General features: G+C 71.8%; 14 protein-coding genes. 13 read left to right on the top strand and 1 reads right to left on the bottom strand.

Features of this window, described 5'->3' with window-relative positions:
- The first annotated feature begins 128 nt into the window (after nucleotides 1-128).
- From ACQRWP_RS07615 to ACQRWP_RS07555, 13 genes are all read left to right on the top strand, one after another.
- Nucleotides 129-2,483, top strand: coding sequence for an AbfB domain-containing protein (locus ACQRWP_RS07615; protein ID WP_430501434.1), 2,355 nt, complete (start codon nucleotides 129-131; stop codon nucleotides 2,481-2,483).
- 477 nt (nucleotides 2,484-2,960) lie between these two features.
- Complete coding sequence (locus tag ACQRWP_RS07610) at nucleotides 2,961-4,253, top strand: cytochrome P450 (RefSeq protein ID WP_430501433.1); 1,293 nt, start codon at nucleotides 2,961-2,963, stop codon at nucleotides 4,251-4,253.
- A gap of 263 nt (nucleotides 4,254-4,516) precedes the next feature.
- A complete protein-coding gene (locus tag ACQRWP_RS07605) occupies nucleotides 4,517-4,999 on the top strand; it encodes a helix-turn-helix transcriptional regulator (protein WP_430501432.1) in 483 nt (160 codons plus the stop codon).
- A gap of 253 nt (nucleotides 5,000-5,252) precedes the next feature.
- A complete protein-coding gene (locus ACQRWP_RS07600) occupies nucleotides 5,253-7,673 on the top strand; it encodes a sensor histidine kinase (protein WP_430501431.1) in 2,421 nt (806 codons plus the stop codon).
- 16 nt (nucleotides 7,674-7,689) lie between these two features.
- Nucleotides 7,690-8,094, top strand: coding sequence for a roadblock/LC7 domain-containing protein (locus ACQRWP_RS07595; RefSeq protein WP_030490280.1), 405 nt, complete (start codon nucleotides 7,690-7,692; stop codon nucleotides 8,092-8,094).
- A gap of 53 nt (nucleotides 8,095-8,147) precedes the next feature.
- Nucleotides 8,148-9,341 (top strand): ABC transporter substrate-binding protein, encoded by a 1,194-nt coding sequence (locus tag ACQRWP_RS07590; RefSeq protein WP_430501430.1) that lies wholly within the window; start codon nucleotides 8,148-8,150, stop codon nucleotides 9,339-9,341.
- Entirely contained in the window at nucleotides 9,338-10,234 is an 897-nt protein-coding gene (locus ACQRWP_RS07585; protein ID WP_430501429.1) for a branched-chain amino acid ABC transporter permease, read from the top strand. The genes ACQRWP_RS07590 and ACQRWP_RS07585 overlap by 4 nt, the downstream gene beginning before the upstream one ends.
- Complete coding sequence (locus tag ACQRWP_RS07580) at nucleotides 10,231-11,250, top strand: branched-chain amino acid ABC transporter permease (protein ID WP_430501428.1); 1,020 nt, start codon at nucleotides 10,231-10,233, stop codon at nucleotides 11,248-11,250. Before ACQRWP_RS07585 ends, ACQRWP_RS07580 begins: the two co-directional genes overlap by 4 nt.
- Nucleotides 11,247-11,990, top strand: a complete 744-nt coding sequence (locus tag ACQRWP_RS07575; RefSeq protein WP_430501427.1) for an ABC transporter ATP-binding protein — start codon at nucleotides 11,247-11,249, stop codon at nucleotides 11,988-11,990. Before ACQRWP_RS07580 ends, ACQRWP_RS07575 begins: the two co-directional genes overlap by 4 nt.
- Nucleotides 11,990-12,760, top strand: a complete 771-nt coding sequence (locus tag ACQRWP_RS07570) for an ABC transporter ATP-binding protein (RefSeq protein ID WP_430501426.1) — start codon at nucleotides 11,990-11,992, stop codon at nucleotides 12,758-12,760. Before ACQRWP_RS07575 ends, ACQRWP_RS07570 begins: the two co-directional genes overlap by 1 nt.
- A gap of 32 nt (nucleotides 12,761-12,792) precedes the next feature.
- A complete protein-coding gene (locus ACQRWP_RS07565) occupies nucleotides 12,793-13,596 on the top strand; it encodes a methyltransferase domain-containing protein (RefSeq protein ID WP_357185683.1) in 804 nt (267 codons plus the stop codon).
- 338 nt (nucleotides 13,597-13,934) lie between these two features.
- A complete protein-coding gene (locus ACQRWP_RS07560) occupies nucleotides 13,935-14,915 on the top strand; it encodes an ATP-binding cassette domain-containing protein (RefSeq protein WP_430501425.1) in 981 nt (326 codons plus the stop codon).
- Nucleotides 14,912-15,739 (top strand): ABC transporter permease, encoded by an 828-nt coding sequence (locus ACQRWP_RS07555; protein WP_430501424.1) that lies wholly within the window; start codon nucleotides 14,912-14,914, stop codon nucleotides 15,737-15,739. Before ACQRWP_RS07560 ends, ACQRWP_RS07555 begins: the two co-directional genes overlap by 4 nt.
- A gap of 1 nt (nucleotide 15,740) precedes the next feature.
- On the opposite strand, the gene ACQRWP_RS07550 is transcribed toward ACQRWP_RS07555, so the two are convergent.
- Nucleotides 15,741-18,920 (bottom strand): BTAD domain-containing putative transcriptional regulator, encoded by a 3,180-nt coding sequence (locus tag ACQRWP_RS07550; protein ID WP_430501423.1) that lies wholly within the window; start codon nucleotides 18,918-18,920, stop codon nucleotides 15,741-15,743.
- Nucleotides 18,921-19,016: the final 96 nt, after the last annotated feature.

Here is a 19,016-nt window from a genome sequence, read left to right as displayed (position 1 = left end):
GGCGCGTGGAGATCCCACCGACATCCGTCGCTGACGCCCGCCCCCCGTCAATGACCACCCGATGCCCACCACCCACGCGCTTCGGGCCTGGCTGCACTGCCCGCGGCGACTCGTCCCCCGGAGACGGCATGACACGTCACGTCCCCATCCGCCCCGCCCTGCCACTGCTGCTCGCCATCGCCCTGGTCGCCGGCGTTCTCGCCGCGCCCGCCTCACCGGCGTACGCCGCACCGGCCAAGACGCCACCACTGAGCACCCCCTGGACCAGCCAGGCGCTGGCCGGCACACCACTGCCCGAGTACCCGCGACCCCAGATGACGCGGCCGGACTGGCTCAACCTCAACGGCGAGTGGCAGCTACGCCAGTCGACGACCGACGACGCCCCGCAGTTCGGCACCAACCTGCCCGAGCGGGTCAACGTGCCCTTCCCGGTGGAGAGCGCCCTGTCCGGCATCCAACGGGCCGCCAACGACAACCGCAACTACCTGTTCTACCGACGCACCGTCACCATCCCGGCGAACTGGTCGGGTCGGCGCACCCTGCTGCACTTCGGCGCCGTCGACTGGCAGAGCACCGTCTGGGTCAACGGTGTCCGGGTCGGCGCGCACACCGGCGGCTACGACGCCTTCACCTTCGACGTGACTCCCCAGCTCACCACCGGGACGAACGAGATCGTCGTCAAGGTCTGGGATCCCACCGACACCCGGCAGAACGGCAGCCTGCCCGCCATCGGCAAGCAGACCAAGACACCTGGCGGGATCTTCTACACCCCCAGCTCCGGCATCTGGCAGACGGTGTGGATGGAGCCGGTGCCCGCCGCCTCGATCAGCAGCGTGGACGTCTACCCGAACCTGAGCAACAACACCCTGCGGGTCCGGGTCTTCACCCGCGGCGACGTGAGCGGCCACAGCGTGCTCGCCGAGGCGCTGAACGGCGCCACAGTGGTCGGCTCGGCCACCGGCGGCTTCACCGACTTCAGCGTGCCGGTGCCCAACGCCCGCCGATGGTCACCCGACGACCCGTTCCTCTACAACCTCCGGGTGACCCTGCGCAGCGCCACCGGTGCCACCGTGGATCGGACCACGCACTACTTCGGCATGCGGGAGATCACCACCGGCCTGGTCAACGGGGTGCTGCGCCCCAAGCTCAACGGCCAGTTCGTGTTCCAGGTCGGCACCCTCGACCAGGGCTTCTGGCCGGACGGGCTCTACACCGCGCCGACCGACGCCGCCCTCGCCTTCGACCTCCAGAAGCACAAGGACCTGGGCTTCAACATGGTGCGCAAGCACATCAAGGTCGAGCCACAGCGCTGGTTCTACCACGCCGACCGGCTCGGCCTGCTGGTCTGGCAGGACATCCCGTCGCTGACCGCACAGGACGTCGACCCCACCGACGCCCAGCAGGCGCAGTTCGAGGCCGAGGCACGCGAGATCGTCGACGAGCACCGCAGCTCACCTGCCGTGATCGCGTACACGCCCTACAACGAGGGCTGGGGCGAGCGGTCCCTCGCCGACACCCGGCGGGTCGCGCAGAACATCAAGAACCAGGACCCGACACGTCTGGTCAACCCGCACAGCGGCCACAACTGCTGCCAGTCCCTCGGCAACCCCGGCAACGGCGACATCGACGACTGGCACGTCTACCTCGGCCCGGACTCCCCCGTACCCTCGAGCAGCCGGATCGCGGTGCTCGGTGAGTTCGGCGGCCTGGGCCTGCACACGCCGGGCCACGAGTACAGCCCGAACGGCAGCTTCTTCGCGTACGAGTGGCAGTCCAGTTCGAGCGCGCTCACCGACCGGTACGTGGGGCTGGTGCAGGGCACCCAGAACCTGATGCTCGGCAAGGGGCTCAGCGTCTCGATCTACACCGAGATCACCGACCTGGAGGGTGAGCTCAACGGGTTCCTCACCTACGACCGGCAGGTGATCAAGATGGACCAGGCGCGGGTGCGCGCCGCCAACACCGCCCTGATCAACGCCTCGAAGGCCGTCGGCAGTTCGGCACCTGTCGCCCTGCCGGTCAACACCCGCCGGTCGTTGCAGGTGACCACGCCGGGCTTCACCAACCGCTACCTACGCCACCAGGACAGCCTGGCCTACACGGAGGTGGTCGACGCCGCGAGTTCCAGCCTGCTCAAGGCCGACGCCACGTACACCATCCGGCCCGGCCTGACCGGCGCCGGCTGCTACTCGTTCGAGTCGGTCAACTTTCCCGGGCAGTACCTGCGCCACCAGAACTCCCGGGTCCGCAACTCGCCGGATGACGGCTCCGCGCTGCTGCGCGCCGACGCCACCTGGTGCGCCCGTACCGGCCTGACCGGCACCGGCGTGTCGCTGGAGTCGTACAACTTCCGAGGTAAGTACCTGCGGCACTACAACGCGGAGGTCTGGCTCAGCAACGGCGCCGGCGGCGACGCGTACAACACGCCGACATCGTGGACCGCCGACAGCACCTGGAGCATCGCCGCCCCGTGGGCGCCCTGACCGCTGCGCGCTGACCGGGCCGTCACGACTAGAAGAAGCGCGGGGGTTCCGGCATGGGCCGGAACCCCCGCGACGCGTGGACGGTGTCGCGGGGCCGGCCCCTTCCGCCGGGGTCGGCTCCTTCCGTCAGCGCCGGCTCCTTCCGCCGGGGTCGGTGACCGGACTCCGGCGTCACTCGTCGTCTCGGGGGTCGTTTCCCCGGTCATGAGCGAAAGCGGCGAGTTGATTGCACCGTCCGGCGGGGTCGTCTTCATGGCAAGGACCGTGCCGCAACTTGCATCTGGCCAGGTTCGCTCGGCTGTTGCAACACGCAATTATGCCGACCAATAAATAGACAAGAACCAATCTTGACTTGTACGGCCGGCCAGCGCACCGTAAAGAGCCAGAGGCAGATGCACACCATTATCGGCCCGGCTGAAGTGGATCGCCAAATGGGGGCGCTGCCGGTTTCGCGCCGTGTGCATCAGGAGGCTTTCCATGCGGTTGAATCCGTTCGCCGGGGTCTATCTCACCGATCCGGCAAGCATGTGGCGGCGCATTCTCGACGATCCCGACGGGGTGCACTACGCCGAGGATCTGGGCCTGTGGTTGATCAGCCGGCACGCGGACGTCCGGAGGGCCCTCGCCGACGCCACCACATTCGCCAACGCCCTCACCCTCGCCCCGGTCTACGAGGTGTGCCCGCCGGCACTGAACGTCATCATGCAGATCGACGCGCCACCCACGACGGCCGCTGCGGACCCACCGGCGCACCCACGCACCCGGCGGGCCCTACGGGCGACCTTCGCGAACACCGCCGAGCGGGTCGAGGCTGAGTACGGGGCGATCATCCGACGCCGGGTCGACCAGCTGGTGTCCCGTCTCGCTGCCCGCCAGGGCGATCAGGTCGACCTGATCCCGGAGTTCGCGACCGAGCTGCCCCTGCTGGTGGTCCTGGACATCCTCGGGGTGCCCGACGCCGACATCGGGCGGATCCGGAGTTGGGCGGACGGCCAGATCGCCCTCATCTGGGGGCAGCCGGACCCGGCCGAGCAGGTACGCCTGGCACAGGGCCTGCTGGAGTTCTGGCACTACTGCGAGGACCTCGTCCGCCAGCGGGTGGACAGTGGACAGCGGGGCGAGGACTTCATCAGCCGCGCCCTGGACTACCGGGACGACGACGACAGTGTGCTGACGGTGCCCGAGGTGGCGAGCCTTGCCTTCAATCTCCTGGTCGCGGGTCACGAGACCACGGCCGGGTTGCTCGCGCACGCCCTCGACCAGGCCCTGTCCGATCCCCAGCGTTGGTCGGCGATCACCGCGGACCCGGGGCTCGTCCCCGCCTTCGTGGGCGAGACGCTCCGGTTCGCGCCCGCCATCGACGGCTGGCTGCGGGTGACCACCCGGGATGTCACAGTGGGGTCGGTGACGATCCCCGCCGGGGCGCGTTGCCTGCTGTTGATCGGAGCGGCGAACCGGGACCCGGCGGCGTTCCATGACCCGGACCGGTTCGACCCACACCGGGCCGATGTGGGAAATCACCTGTCGTTCGGCCACGGTCCACACTTCTGCATCGGTGCGGGATTGGCGCGACTTGAAGCCGGAATCGCCCTCAGCCGGCTCGCCGAAGCCATTCCCGGGCTGAGGCTGTCACCGGAGCAACATCGGGCGTACAAACCCAATGTCGCCTTTCGGGCGCACCGCACGCTGCTCGCGATAATCGACGTTCCGGCGTCCGCGGACACGCCGACGGCACGCGCTGGCGCGACGGCCGAAGTGCACGCCGCCTGAGCGGGCGCGGGCGCCAGCGGTGCTGACCTGCGGGCCGGTCGAGGGTGGGGTGGGCCGTCGTTGACCCGTTCCACCCGGCGCACCTCGGCGTCGGCGCGGGGTCCGGCGCGCACCTTTCCCGCTTTTCCCGACGATCCATACCGGTGAACATCTTCACACCCATCGCGTCCTGGGTTAAGAATTGCCCTCTGTGAATGTTCAGCTCATCGGCCATTCTCGATCTGGTGTCCGCCGCTGAATGTCCGTTCCACGAAGGTGAGCGCATGGAGCACACGTCCCCGTCGAGCTCGGCTCACTCTGCGGCCAGTCAGCGGTTCCGGCGGGAGTTACGCGACTGCCGCGTCCAACAGGGTCTGACCCAACGAGCCCTGGCGGATCTGGTGCGGTTCAGCCGGGAGACGGTCGCGGCGGTCGAGTCAGGTCGCCGGTTCGGCAGTCACGAGTTTGCACTGCGCTGCGACGACGTGCTCGGCACCGGAGGCCGGCTGGCCGCGCTGTGGCCGCAGGTCGCGGCCGAGCAGTTGGCGGCCGACGGTCGCCGAGGCCCCCGTGCGCCGGAACCGGCCCGGCTGGATCGGCAGGTGCCGCGCCAGCGTGGACGGCGTGACGCGCGCGACCCGGGCGCCGTGGTGGACGCGATCGACGAGCTGCGTGAGCTGATCGGCCAGGTGCTCAACGGCCAACCCGAACCGGATCAACCGGAGCGGCGGCACCCGTCGGCCGAACCCCTCGACAACCAGCGCTGACCCGACGAATCCGGCCCGACCTCGCGGCGTCACCGGCCGCTGACTTTGGGTACAGATGCTGGTACGGGCAGTTTGTACCACGGCCAGGTCTGGTCTACGAGCGCGGCTTCCGGCCGAATGGGACTTGCATTCGGCAACGTGCGGATAGACCGTCATCGACGAGTCGTGGGAGTCAATCTTGGCGTCGAGCACCCGGTCCCACGCGGCCAGACCCTACCCGACCCGCCGACGCGGTTGGAAGATAGCCGGTCGGATGCGCCTCATCGTCGCGGCCCCGCTCGTCGCCGTGATCGGCTTCGCCGGTCTCGCGCTGACCGAGAGCGCACGCCAGACGGCCCGCGCCAGCGACCTCCAGATCCTGGCGCAGGTCGGTGCCGAGGCCGGCGACCTGGCCTACCGGCTGCAACGCGAACGCATCGCCGCCGCCGACCTGCTCACCTATGCCCGGCCGGAGCAGCAGGACACCTTCGGCGCGGAGATGGCCGCCACCGATGACGCCGTCGCCCGCTACCGCGGGCAGCGTGACCGACTGTCCACCGACAATGGCACCAGTTCGGCTCTCCTGCGGCGCATCGACGCGGCCCTGGACGGCCTCGCCCCGCTGCGCACCCAGGTGCGCACCGCCACGCACGCGTCGGTGTCGGCGATGACCTTCAGCTACCGCATCGCGATCGCCGACCTCATCAACTTCCGGGAGAACGTCTCACACGGCGTGGTGGACGCCCCACTCGCCGACGGGATCCGGGCCTCGGCCGCGCTGTCGAAGACGGCCGAGGCCATCGGTCAGCAGCAGGTGGCCGTTCTGCGCGCCGTCGCGGGCGGCGAGCTGACCCCGGCCATGCAGCAGGACATCACCGCCGCCCGCACCAGCTACACCGAGTCGAGCCTGTCGTTCCTGGCCCTGGCCCCACCCGAGTGGAGCATCTGGTGGGAGCAGGCCGGCACCGGCAAGGAGGCGCTCACCCTGCAACGGATGCAGGACGAGGTGTCCCGGGCCCAGCCGGGTTCGCAGCTGAAACTGGAGACCGACGCGTGGGTGTCCACCACCCAGACACGCGCCGCCCGGCTGGCCGACCTGCGCGCCCGGGTCGACGACGCGGTCCGCGACGACGTTCGGGCCGCGCACGCCGACCAGCGCCGCCGAGCCGTGGCCGAGGCGGCCAGCGTCCTCCTGGCCCTGATCCTGACCGCGTTGGTGACCTGGGCCGTCGCACGGCAGATCACCCGACGGCTGCGCCGGCTTCGGGACGCGGCCAACGCGGTGGCCTTCGAACAGCTCCCCGCCGTGGTGGCCCAGCTCCAACAGCCCGGCAGCGCCACAGTCGACCCACAGAAACTCGCCCACCAGCAGTCCAGTGCCGCCCTCGAACCGTCCAGCGACGACGAGATCGGCGAACTGGGCCAGGCGTTCAGCGCCGTGCACCAGGCCGCCGTGCGGACCGCCGCCGAACAGGCCGTCATGCGCGCCAACACCGCCGACATCTTCATCCACCTGAGCCGCCGCGAACAGCGACTGGTCGACGCCGTCCTGGCCCAGGTCGACCTGGTCGAGCGCGACGAGACCGACCCCGACCGGCTCGACCAGCTATACACACTGGACAACCTGGCGACCCGGATGGGCCGGATCAACGCCAGCCTGCTGGTGCTCGGTGGCGTCGGCGTGGGTCGCGTACGCCAGCGCGACATTCCGCTGCAACAGGTGCTCCAGGCGGCGCTGTCCCAGATCGAACACTACGCACGGGTCCGGCTCGGCATGATCGACGGAGACGTCGCGGTGGCCGCCAAGACCGTCGACGAGGTCGTGCACCTGCTCGCCGAACTCATGGACAACGCCACGACGTACTCGCCGCCGGGTAGCGAGACCTGGGTGAGCGGCCGGAGCCTGGGAGACCGCGTCATCGTCCAGATCAGCGACGAGGGTGTGGGGCTGTCCACGCAGCGGATGCAGCAACTCAACGAGCTGCTGGCCCGCCCACCGGCCATCGACGTGGCCGCCGTGCGGGCGATGGGGCTGGTCGTCGTGGGCCAGCTCGCGGCCCGGCTGGGCGCCACCGTCCAACTGCGACGCGGCCCCCGACGCGGCATCCTCGCCGAGGCGACACTGCCCGCGGCGATCATCCGGTCGCTGCCACCGGAGGAGTACCTGCTCGCGCCCGGCCGCCTCTCGCGGCGGGCAGCGCGGACGCCCAGCCCTCCGCCGCCGTACCAGCCGCGCCCCGAACCCACCGCCGGACGCCCGCCGGCCGAACGGACCCTGCCGGCCGCGCCGGTCTTCCGACCGGCGGCTCCCCCACCCCCGGACCGGGGTGACGCGCCCACCGAGGAGCTCCTCATCTTCGAACAGGTCAACCACTGGTTCCAGAACGACGTCGTCGACGGACAGAACGGCCAGAACGGCCAGAACGGCCAGAACGGCCAGCAGTGGTCCAGCCCCGCCGACGACGCCTGGCGTACGGCCGCCCAGGCGCACACCCCCGAGGTCGCCACGACCACCAACTCCGGCCTGCCCAAACGGCAACCGCAACGGCACCTCGTGCCCGGCGGTGTGACGGTGCCCCAGCAGCAGCAACGGTCCGAGTACCGCGACCCGGCACAGGTGGCCACGGCGATGGCCGCGTACGCGCGGGGCGTGGCGAACCGCCGGCGCACCCCGATCAACCTCGGCAACAAATGACGCGACAGGAGTGCACGTGACCGACCAACAGGATCTCGGCTGGCTGCTGGACAACTTCGCGGCGCGCGCGACCGAGGTCAGCCACGCGATCGCCATTTCCAGCGACGGCCTGATGGTGGCCGCCACCCGCGACCTGCCTCCGGACCGGGCCGACCAGTTGGCCGCCACGGGTAGCGGGCTGGTCAGCCTGCTGCGGGGGGCGGCGGCCTTCTTCGACGCCGGCGCGGTGATCTCCAACGTCACCCAGCTCGAGGGCGGGTTCATGTTCTCCATGGCCTTCAACGACGGCGCCTCGCTGCTGGTGCTCGCCGCGCCCGAGTGCGACGTGGGCAAGGTCTCCTACGAGATGACCGAGCTGGCCAACCGCATCGGGGACGCGCTGACCCCCGCTGCCCGAGCGGCGCTCGCCCGCAGCCGCTGACCACCCCGGCGCCCCCACGCCGGAGACCCCTTCCCCTTCCTCTGGAGTTAGACATGCCTCTCACCACGCCTTGGCGCAGCCGTGCCCTCACCGCCGCGCTGCTCGCCGCCGTGCTGACCACCAGCACGGCCTGCGGCGACGACGCTCCGGGCACGAGCGCCGGCGGCTCGATAAAGATCGGCCTGCTCGCGTCGCTGTCCGGGACGTACCAGGCGGTCGGTACGGAGATCCGCGACGGCTTCCAGCTCTACCTCGACACCCACGACGGCAAGCTCGGCGGCCGGCAGGTCGACCTCATCGTCGCGGACGAGGGCAACGGCGCCCAGACCGCTGTCCCGGCGGCGACCAAGCTACTCAAGCAGGACCGGGTGTCCGCGCTCACCGGCATCGTCGGTGGCGGCTCGGTCGCCGGAGTCACCCCGGTGCTCAACGAGACCAAGGTGCCACTGGTCGGCTCCAACGGCCGGCCGGAGCTCAAGGACGTCTCCCGGGTCTGGCACACCTCGTACCTCTCCGACGAGCCCGGGGAGGCGATCGCCCAGCACGTCCGCGACAACGTGAAGGGCTCCGTGTACGCGATCGGCCCGGACTACCAGGGCGGTTGGGACGAGCTGCGCGGCTTCACCGACGCGTTCGGCAAGATCGGCGGAAAGCTCGCGAACGCCGACGGCAAGACGACCTTCACCCCGTTCCCGGCCACCACCAACTTCCTCCCGTACTTCGCCCGCATCAAGGCCTCGGGCGCGGCGGCCGTCTACACCTTCTACGCCGGCAGCGCCGCCGTCGACTTCGTGAAGCAGTACGCGCAGTCGGAAATCAAGGACATCCCGTTGTACGCGGCCGGGTTCCTCACCGAGGGCGGCGTGCTCAACGCGCAGGGCGAGGCCGCCCGGGACATCTACTCGGTGCTCAACTACTCGCCCGACCTCGACAACGCGGAGAACCGCGCCTTCGTGGCCGCGTGGAAGGCGAAGCACGACGGTTCTCCGACGACCTACGCCCTGGCCTCGTACGACGCGGCGGCGGTGCTGGACCGGGCGATCGGCGCCGCCGGAAGCGACCCGACCCCCGAGGCCATCAACACGGCCATCGGCCAACTTGGCCAGATCGCCAGCCCGCGCGGCACCTGGCAGTTCTCCACCACCACGCACTCCCCGGTGCAGAAGTGGTACCTGCGGCAGGTCCGCCAGGACGGCCGGGCGCTGTCCAACACCGTCGTGGGTGACCTCGCGACCGTCGGCCGGTGATAGCGGTGGCGGCCGGCACGAACCGGATCGACCCGTACCTGATCCCGGCGTTGGACGGAGTCGCCTACGGGCTGCTCGTGTTCGTCGCCGCGTCGGGCCTGGTCTTCTGTTTCGGCGTCGCCAACATCCTCAACCTGGCGCACGGCCTGCTCTACGCGATCGGCGGGTATACCGCCGCGGCGCTGCTCGACGGCGGCTGGGCGAGCCTGGCGTTGGCCCTCGCCGTCGGTGTGCTGGCCGCCGCAGCGGCGGGGGTGCTGCTGGCCGGCCTGCTCACACCGGTCGCCGCCGGCAATCACCTGAGTCAGGCGCTGCTGACGTTCGGAGTGGCGCTGGCCGGCGGCAGCCTGCTCGTCGCCGGCTTCGGGCCCGACAACCCGCAGGTCCAGGTGCCCTCCGCCCTGGAGGGGTCGGTGATGGTCGCCGGCCACCGCTACGCCGCGTACCGGTTGGTGTTCATCGTCGTCGCCGCGGTGCTCGCCGCCGCCCTCTACCTGGTGGTGCGACGCACCAGGGCCGGGATGCTGGTCCGGGCGGCCGTCGACGACCCGGAGATGGTCGCCTGTCTGGGCGTGAGTCCGGCGCGGATCCGGGCCGGTGTGCTCGCCGCCGCCGGTGCGCTGGCCGGCGCGGCCGGGGTCCTGGGCGCGCCCATCATCGGCCCCGGCACGGGCACCGCTGACACGGTGCTGCTGCTCTCCCTGGTGGTGGTCGTCCTCGGTGGTCTCGGGTCGATGGCGGGCACCCTGCTGGCCGCGCTCGCGATCGGTGAGATCCAGACGCTGGGAGTGGCACTGCTGCCGTCCGCCGCGCCGTTCCTGCTGTTCGCCGCCATGGCGGCCGTGCTGGCCGTGCGGGCGCGTGGCCTGGCCGGCAGGTGGAGGCCGGCATGAGGGGTGAGGTGATCCGGCGAGTTCGGGGCGGCATCGCGGCGCTCGTCCTGGTCGGCCTGGTCGTGGCGCCCTGGGTGGTCGACGACTACACCACGTCGATCCTGGCCCGGACGCTGGCGCTGGCCCTGGTCGGGGTGAGCGTGGCGCTGCTCACCGGCGTCGCCGGCATGCCGACCCTCGGCCAGACCGCACCGTACGCGGCGGGCGCCTACGCGTGCGCCGTGGTCGGCAGCCGAGTCTCCGACGTCGGCGTCGTGCAGCTCGTCGTCGCGGCGGCCGCCGGGGCGCTGCTGGCAGCGCTCACCGTGCCGCTCGTCGTGCACGCCCGAGGGGTGATCGTCCTGATGATCACCCTGGCGATCGGGGAACTCGTCGTCATCGTCCTGGGGCGGTGGCGTTCGGTGACCGGTGGCACGGACGGGCTGGCCGGCATCCCCGCGGTCCGCCCGTTCTGGGGGCTCCCGGCCCTGGCCAACGATCAGGCCCGTTACCTCTATGCCCTGGCCGTCGTGGCCACGCTGGTCGGCGTGGTGCTGGTGCTGCTGCGTACCCGAGCCGGGCTGGTGCTGCGTGCCGGCCGCGACGACGAGACGCGGCTGCGGGCCAGCGGACACCGGGTGGGGCTGCACCTGTCCGGCGCGCACATCGTCGCCGGGGCGATCGCCGGTGCCGCCGGCTCGCTCCTGGTCGTCGCCCAGCAGTACATCTCCCCCGCCGACTTCGGCTTCGACACGTCCGCGCTGCTGCTGCTCGGCGTCGTCATCGGTGGCACCGCCTCGGTGGGCGGAGCCCTGGTGGGTGCGGCGTTGGTCATCGCCGTCCGGGACTGGCTGTTCGGGGTGCTGCCAGGCCACGCGCCACTGGTGCTGGGCGCGCTGTTCGTGGCGACGGTCTACCTGCTGCCCACCGGCGTCAACCGGGCCCGGGGTCGGCTGCGCCCGCCGGGCGTTCCGGCGCTACGGCCGGACCAGCCAGCCGCCTCTGATCAGGCCACCGTTGCGGAGCTGCACCGATGACCGGCCTGCTGGAAGCCCAGGATGTCAGCGTGCGGTACGGCTCGCTCGCCGCGCTCGACGGCGTGGACCTCTGCATCCACGACGGCCAGCGGCACGCGCTGATCGGCCCGAACGGGGCCGGCAAGACGACCCTGCTCAACGTGATCGGCGGGTCCACCAGGCCGCAGCGCGGCACGGTGCGGTTCGACGGACGGAACGTCGGTCGGCTCGGCCCGGCGGCCCGGGCGCGGCGGGGCATCAACCGCATCCACCAACGACCCGCTGTCTTTTCCACGCTCACCGCGACGGAGAACGTCGTGGTGGCCGCGCTGCCACGGGTCATCCCACGCCACCGGTGGTGGCCGGGCGGACGCCGACGCGCCGCGCAGCGCCTGGCCGGCCCGCTGCTGGACCAGATGGGGCTCACCGCCGTCGCGGCGGTGCCCGCCGGGCACCTCGCGCACGGACAACGACGCCAGTTGGAGATCGCGATGGCCCTGGCCGGTCGCCCCCGCCTGCTGCTCCTCGACGAACCGGCGGCCGGGCTGTCCGCCATCGAGGTCGGCCGGCTGGTCGAGTTGCTCCAGGCGCTGCCCCGGGCGGTCGCCGTGTTGCTGGTCGAGCACCGACTGGACCTGGTGTACGCCCTCTCCGACACGGTCACGGTGCTGCGCGACGGTCAGACGTTGGCCGCCGGCACACCGGACGAGATCCGTACCTCGCCGCTGGTGCGGCAGGCCTACGCCGACGGGGTGGCCTGATGCTCACTGTGGATCGCCTCTGCGCCGGCTACGGCGGGGGAATCGTCCTGCACGAGGTCAGCCTGCGGGTGCGCCCGGGCAGCATCCAGGCCGTGGTGGGCCGCAACGGGGCGGGCAAGAGCACGCTCGTGCACACCATCGCCGGGCTGGTTCGCGCGTCCAGCGGTCGCATCGAGATCGGCGGCGTGCACGTCGCCGGCCGACAACCACATCGCATCGCCCAGTCCGGTGTCGGCCTCGTCCCGCAGGGCCGCCGGGTCTTCTCCCGGTTGACAGTGGCCGAGCACCTGCACCTGGCGGCCGCGCCGTGGCGGGCCCCCACCTCCGGCGGCGAGGGCTGGACGGTCGCCCGGACCCTGGAACTGCTGCCGAGGTTGGCGGTGCGGCTGCGACACCGCGGCTGCGAACTCTCCGGCGGTGAGCAGCAGATGCTGGCGATAGCCCGTGCGCTGCTCGGCCAACCCCGGGTGCTGTTGCTCGACGAACCATGTGAGGGCCTCTCGCCCGACCTGGCGGCGCGGGTCCGCGAACTCGTCAACGGTCTCGCCGCCGACGGCCTGACCGTGCTGCTCGTGGAGCAGCAACTCCAGCACGCCATCGAGATCGCGGACCGGGTGGCGGTGCTCGAGTACGGCCGGGTGGTCTACGACCGGCCGACCGCGGAGGCCCGCCGCGATCCGGCCCCACTGGCGGCGATGTTGAGCGTCGCCGCCGTTGCGCCGCCCCCGGCCAACCGATCGACGCCTCGGCTCTGGGCCGACACCCCGTAGTCACCCGACCCTTCACGGAGAGGTAGACACCGATGACAACCGCTACGAGCGATGACACGTACACGTTCGACAACGGCGCACCGGACGCCGTTCCCCAGATGCACGCGCTGGAGTCCTTCCTGGACCCGATCACGACGCGGCGGCTGGCCCGCCCGGTGCTGGAGCCAGGTGCGACCTGCTGGGAGGTCGGGGCGGGTGGCGGCTCGATGGCCCGACGGATGGCCCGCGCGGTCGGCGACGACGGCCACGTGCTGGCCACCGACATCGACCCCACACACCTCGTGGCCGAGGGCAACCTGCACGTACGCCAGCACGACGTGCGCACCGAACCGCCGCCCGGGGACGCGTTCGACCTGATCCACGCCCGGCTGGTGCTGCTGCACCTCCCCGATCGACGACGGGTCCTGCGCACACTCACCGGCGCGCTGGCGCCCGGCGGGTGGCTGGTGGTCGAGGAGTTCGACTGCACAGCGCCGCAGCGGGTGTTGACCGCGCCCAGCGACGACGCCGCGAAGCTCTTCGCGCAGGTCATGGACGCCATGATGGGTGTCCTGGAGGATCACGGCGCCGACCTGGGGTGGGCGCAGGACGTGCACACCGAGATGGCCCTCGCCGGTCTGACCGACCTGGACACCATCACCCACTCGCAGAGCTGGGCCGGCGGATCGACCGGAACCTCGCTCTACGAGACCAACTCCCGCCAGTTGGAACCGGACCTGCTGGCGGCCGGACTGTCGCCCAACCAACTGAACGCCTTCCGGCGGCTGCTCCGCGACCCCGGATTCGCCGTCATGTCGTACCACTTCGTCTCCACGCGGGGCCGCCTACCGAGCTGAGCAGGTGGACCACCGCGCGGAGCGCGGTCACGCCGTCCTTACCTCTCCCGCGCGCAGCACCTCCCCCCCGCTGCGCTCCGGACAGCTCTACGACGGCGTCGACCGCACCGGCCGGGCTCCCGCGAGGGGGCCCGGCCGGCCCGTGTCCGTGGTGCCTCGCCCCGTTCCGCGATCTTGCACTTGCTGTCCCGACACAGGGTGCGGTCCGCGCTTTTCGGCAACCGAAACTGCAAGATCGGCGCAGGCGGGGCGTTCCTCGCGGCCCCGGTGTCAGCCCGTGTCAGCCGGTGTCGGTGGCGTGTCGGGGCGGTGTCAGCGGGCCCGCGCAGACTGGGCGCATGACAGCTGACCTGGTGATCGAGGCCGAGGGCCTCGTGAAGACATTTGGGAAGACGAGGGCGCTTCAGGGCGTCGACCTCGCCGTACCCCGCGGCACGGTGCTCGGGGTGCTCGGGCCCAACGGCGCCGGCAAGACCACCGCCGTGCGCATCCTCTCCACCCTGCTCACACCGGACGGCGGGACCGCCCGAATCAGCGGTTTCGACGTGGTACGGGACGCCGAGCGCGTTCGGCAGAGTATCGGCCTCACCGGCCAGTACGCCTCGGTCGACGAGGACCTGACCGGGCGGCAGAACCTGGAGCTGTTCGGCACCCTGCTGGAGCTGGGGCGCACCGGCGCCCGGCGACGGGCCGCCGAACTGCTCGACTGGTTCGACCTGACCGATGCCGCGAACCGTCAGGCCAAGACCTACTCCGGCGGCATGCGGCGACGGCTGGACCTGGCCGCCAGCCTCGTCGGCTCCCCCGACGTGATCTTCCTGGACGAGCCGACGACCGGGCTCGACCCGGCCAAGCGCGAGGACATGTGGGACGTGGTCCGAACGCTTGTCAACAACGGTTCGACGGTGCTGCTCACCACCCAGTACCTGGAGGAGGCCGACGCGCTCGCCGACGCGATCACGGTGATCGACCATGGCCGGGTCATCGCGCACGACACCCCCGAAGGCCTCAAGCGGGTGGTCGGCGGGCAGACCCTGGAGGTCCGGCCGTCCGATCCGGCGCAGCTGCCTCGCACCGCGGAGATCCTGACCCAGGTCGGCTCCGGTGCGCAGGCCGACGAGATCCGCAAGGGTGTGCTCGCGGTGCCGGTCACCGACGACGCGGCCCTGACCGAGAGCGTCGCGCGGTTCGCCACTGCCGGCATCGCGGTCACCGAACTCTCCCTGCACCTGCCGAGCCTCGACGAGGTGTTCTTCACCCTCACCGGGCGTACGGCATCCGAAGACGACACCACCCGCCCCACGGAGGTCGCGGCATGAGCACTCTGACCGACACCGCGCCCCCGAGAAGCCGCGTGCTCTCGAACTCCGCGCCGAACCCTCGGCCGTTCCGGCTGGTCCGGCACTCGTTGGCGCTCGCCAAGCGCAGCCTCATCAAGACCTGGCGTACGCCCGAGGCGCTCATCGACGTCACCCTGCAACCGGTGCTGTTCCTCATCATCTTCGTGTACGTCTTCGGCGGCGCCGTCGCCGGATCGACCCACGACTACCTTCAGTTCCTGCTGCCCGGCATCCTGGCGCAGACGATCGCGACCGGCGCCATCGCGATCGGCGTCAACCTCAACACCGACATCGCCAAGGGCATCTTCGACCGGTTCCGGTCGTTGCCGATCCCCCGCTCCGCCCCACTGGTCGGCGCGGTCCTCGGCGACGTCGTCCGGTACGTCATTGTCACCGTGTCGACCCTCGCGATCGGCTACGTGATGGGTTTCCGGATCGACACCGACCCGTTCCGGGCGATCGCCGGATGTCTGCTCGCTGTGCTGTTCGCGCTCTGCCTGAGCTGGCTGCCCGTGCTGGTGTCGATGAAGGTGCGGACCGCGGGCGCCGTGCAGGGTGTGATGTTCGCGCTGATCATGCCGCTGAGCTTCGCGTCCAACGTGTTCGTCGGCGCCGACACCCTGCCGGGCTGGATGCAGGCGTTCGTGGACGTCAACCCGATGACCCACCTGGTGGCGTCGGTACGCGGGCTGTTCCTCGGCACCCCACTGGGCAACCACGTGTGGTGGACGCTCGCCTGGTGCGCCGGCTTCGTTGCGGTGTTCATGCCGCTGGCGCTGCGGGCGTACCGCAAGAAGATCTGACCTACGCGAGCAGGTCGTCCATCAGCTCGCGGATCCGGCTCACGGCCGCGGCGGGTGGCCGCTCGCGCCACGCGGCCAGCAACGGCTCACGCTGCTCCTCGTTCCCGAGGATGGCGTTGAGCCGTTCGCCGTTTTCAAAGGGGAAGAACATCTCGATCTGGGTGCCGATCCGCTTGGCGAGTACGGCCAGTTCGCGGGCGGTGTCGGCGTCGCCCCGGTACGCCGCGAACTCCGCGCCGCCCGACGCCCACGCCCCGATCACCGGCAGGTCCCGCGAGGTCAGCGCATCGTCACGGGCGAGCGACAGCATCGCGGCCGCCTGGACGGTGGCGTCGTTGCCCGACACCCGCCCAACCTGGGCCACCCGCAGGTAGATGATCGCCGCCGTGGCTCGGAGCATCACGCGCGGCTGTGGCTGCGGCCCGACCCAGCCGGCGAGGACACGAGTCACCTCGTCGGCGTGGGCGAGCGTCTCGTCGTACCGCTCACGCTGCCAGGCGAGGTGCGCCAGGCCAAGCAGCGCCTGCGCGGCGTCGATCTGCTCGGCCTGGCCCAGCGCAGCCGTCTCGCCCAGTCGCCGCTCCGCGTCCGCGTCGCCGGTCAGGGCGAGCTGCACGTCCAGCCGTACCCGGATCGACCGCGCGTCCTGCGTGGCACCGACCAACTCCATGTGCCGAACGCTGCGGGTCAGCCACTCGGCCGACCGGGCGTCCCCGCCCGGGACCAGGAACTGCCCGACCGCACCCGCCGCCATCGCCATGCCCCAGTGGTCGCCGGCGGCCTCGAAGCGGTGGTAAGCCTGCTCGGCGTCGCTGATCGATGCTTCCGGCAGGCCGCCGTTCTCCCGTACCGCCGCGCGCGCGAAAAGCCCCAGCCCCTGCACGTACGGGTCCGGGTGCGCGACCATCTCGGTCGCGCTCTTCAGGCTCTGCTCCGGATCGGACGCGTCGAAGCCGGGCAGCGCCGACGCGAGAGCGGTCAGCCGGGACGACACCTCGCCGGGACGTTCGGTCTGGAGCGTCCGCAGCGCCCGCCGGGCGAGAACGGCGGGCCGCAGGTCGGCGCTGACGCCGGCGTTCACGCTGATCACCACGCACGTCCAGGCCAGCCGGTCGGCGTTGGGCAGCGGCCGGCCGCTGGCCGCGCCGCGCAGGATCGCCGACCGCAGCCGCCGCTGCGGGTCGTCGATGTGCAGCAGCCCGCGCGCCCAGGCGAGGACCTCCAGGTGCAGGCCCCGCACCGACCAGAGGTGGAACAAAGCGGTGGCGACGTCGACTGCGGCGGGCTCGTCGTCCGCTCCCATCGCCCACCGCAGGCCCGCAACCAGGTTGTCCTGCTCGGCGGCGCAACGGTGCAGCGCCTCGACCTGGCCGGGGCCGATGAAGCGGGCGGCCAGCGCGACGGCCTGCTCCCGCGCCCACCGGACCAGGCCGGCCATGGCCTGATCCCGGGCGCCGGCCGCGTCCAGCCGGGCCTCGCCGTACTCACGGACCGTTTCGAGCATGCGGTAGCGCGGCGGACCGTCCCCCTCGACCAGGGTCAACAGGGACTGTTCGACGAGGGTCGCCAGGCCGCGACGGACGTCCGGCGCCTGCGCGACGGCGGCGGCGAGGTCCGCTGTGAACGGCGCGGGAATGACCGCGACCCGTTGGAGGAGGTCCCGGTCGGCCTCGGCGAGCAGCTCCCTGCTCCAGTCGACAAGCGCCCACAGGCTCGCGTGCCGCTCGGGCAGGCCGCGCAGGGCGTCGTCGAGCAGCGCGAACCGGTCGGTCAGCCCGGCGAGCACGTCGTCGATCGGCATGTGCCGCAGTCGCGCGGCGGCCAGTTCGAGGGCCAACGGCAGGTTGTCGAGCCGGTGGCACAGGGCGAGCGCCCGCTCGGTGTCCCAGGTCGGCACGGCGCCACCGGCCCGTGCCCGGGACTCGACCAGCGCGAGCGCGTCGGCGTCCGGCAACGCGGTCAGCCGGTGCACCAGCTCGCCGACCAGGCCCAGTGGGGCGCGGCTCGTCGCGAGCACCGCGACCTCCGGCGAGGCCGCCGCGACGAGGTCCGCGACGACGACCGCCACCGCGTCGAGCACGTGCTCGCAGTTGTCCAGCACCACCAGCCCGTCCAGGTCCGGCGCCACGGCGCGCAGCCGCTCCTCAGGGCTGAGGACCCGCCGTTCCAGACCCAGGTTGCCGCCGGTGGCCGTGGTGTCCGCGCCGCCGAGCGCGGCGAGCACAGTGGGCAGCACCTCGTCGGGCGAGCGCAGGCCAGCGAGTTCAATCACGCGTACCGCCCGCCCACCCGCCGCCGTGCGCCTGGCCACCTCGGCGGCGAGCCGGGTCTTGCCCGCCCCGCCGGTCGCCACGATCGTGACGACCGGTGTCTCGGCGAGCGCGTCGGTGACGGCCCTGACGTCCCGCTCCCGCCCGACGAGGGCGGCCATGGGGCGGCGCCACGCGGCGGGCAGCGTGATCCGCGCCGGTTGCCGGGGCGGCGCCGCGACGGGCGGTGCGGTGAGTTCGCCGCGCAGCAACGCCAGGTGGACGCTCGTGATCACGGGCGACGGGTCGGTGCCGTACCGGTCGGCCAGGTCGGCGCGGAGCCGCTCGACCACCTCCAGCGCCTCCGCCTCCCGTCCCTGCGCGGCCAGCACCCGGACGAGCAGGGCGGCGGACGGCTCGTCCGGCGGTGTCCGCGCGACGAGTCGGCCCAGGTCGACCTCGTCGAACGGGCCCACGCCGGCGAGTGCCGCCTGCGCGCGCAGCGCGGCGACCTCCGCGAACAGGCGGGTGTCCTCGGCGCTGACCAACTCCGGCACCTCGGGGAACAGGGCCCGCGCCTGATCGGCCAGGGCGCGGGCGGCACGGAGGTCACCGCACCGGAGCACGGTGCCCGCCTGATCGACGAGCGCGCGCGCCTCGACCGCGTCGACGGTGATTTCCTCGGCGGGCAGCCGGTATCCGCCCGGCACCGCGACCACGGGCAGCCCGAGACGGCGCACCCGGGACACGAGCGCCTGGACGGCGCCGGTCGCGTCGTCGGGTGGCGCGCCGTCCCAGACGGCGTCCACGAGCAGGCTCACGGAGACCGCCCGTCCCCGCGCGTCGACGAGCGCGCGGAGCACTGCCGCGAGCCGTTCACCCCGAACGGGCTGGCCGTCGACGGCGAGTGGGCCGAGGGTCGCGATGTGCACGGACCCAGCATCCCCCACGCGCGCACCGGCCCGACGACCACCGGTCCGCCAGGCCGGTCACGGCCCCGCGGCCGGCTTGACACGCCGTCATTCGGT

This window comes from Micromonospora trifolii, assembly GCF_050516465.1.
GTDB classification, from domain to species: Bacteria; Actinomycetota; Actinomycetes; order Mycobacteriales; family Micromonosporaceae; genus Micromonospora; species Micromonospora trifolii.
Note: the sequence above shows the minus strand (reverse complement) of the source record. Positions and strands in the feature narration are given on the sequence as shown.

Bases quoted from the DNA above. Each gene is read 5' to 3' on its own strand.
- ACQRWP_RS07600 (WP_430501431.1), top strand. From the start codon at position 5,253: ATGCGCCTCATCGTCGCGGCCCCGCTCGTCGCCGTGATCGGCTTCGCC.
- ACQRWP_RS07590 (WP_430501430.1), top strand. From the start codon at position 8,148: ATGCCTCTCACCACGCCTTGGCGCAGCCGTGCCCTCACCGCCGCGCTG.
- ACQRWP_RS07570 (WP_430501426.1), top strand. From the start codon at position 11,990: ATGCTCACTGTGGATCGCCTCTGCGCCGGCTACGGCGGGGGAATCGTC.
- ACQRWP_RS07560 (WP_430501425.1), top strand. From the start codon at position 13,935: ATGACAGCTGACCTGGTGATCGAGGCCGAGGGCCTCGTGAAGACATTT.
- ACQRWP_RS07555 (WP_430501424.1), top strand. From the start codon at position 14,912: ATGAGCACTCTGACCGACACCGCGCCCCCGAGAAGCCGCGTGCTCTCG.
- ACQRWP_RS07615 (WP_430501434.1), top strand. From the start codon at position 129: ATGACACGTCACGTCCCCATCCGCCCCGCCCTGCCACTGCTGCTCGCC.
- ACQRWP_RS07605 (WP_430501432.1), top strand. From the start codon at position 4,517: ATGGAGCACACGTCCCCGTCGAGCTCGGCTCACTCTGCGGCCAGTCAG.
- ACQRWP_RS07610 (WP_430501433.1), top strand. From the start codon at position 2,961: ATGCGGTTGAATCCGTTCGCCGGGGTCTATCTCACCGATCCGGCAAGC.
- ACQRWP_RS07580 (WP_430501428.1), top strand. From the start codon at position 10,231: ATGAGGGGTGAGGTGATCCGGCGAGTTCGGGGCGGCATCGCGGCGCTC.
- ACQRWP_RS07575 (WP_430501427.1), top strand. From the start codon at position 11,247: ATGACCGGCCTGCTGGAAGCCCAGGATGTCAGCGTGCGGTACGGCTCG.
- ACQRWP_RS07565 (WP_357185683.1), top strand. From the start codon at position 12,793: ATGACAACCGCTACGAGCGATGACACGTACACGTTCGACAACGGCGCA.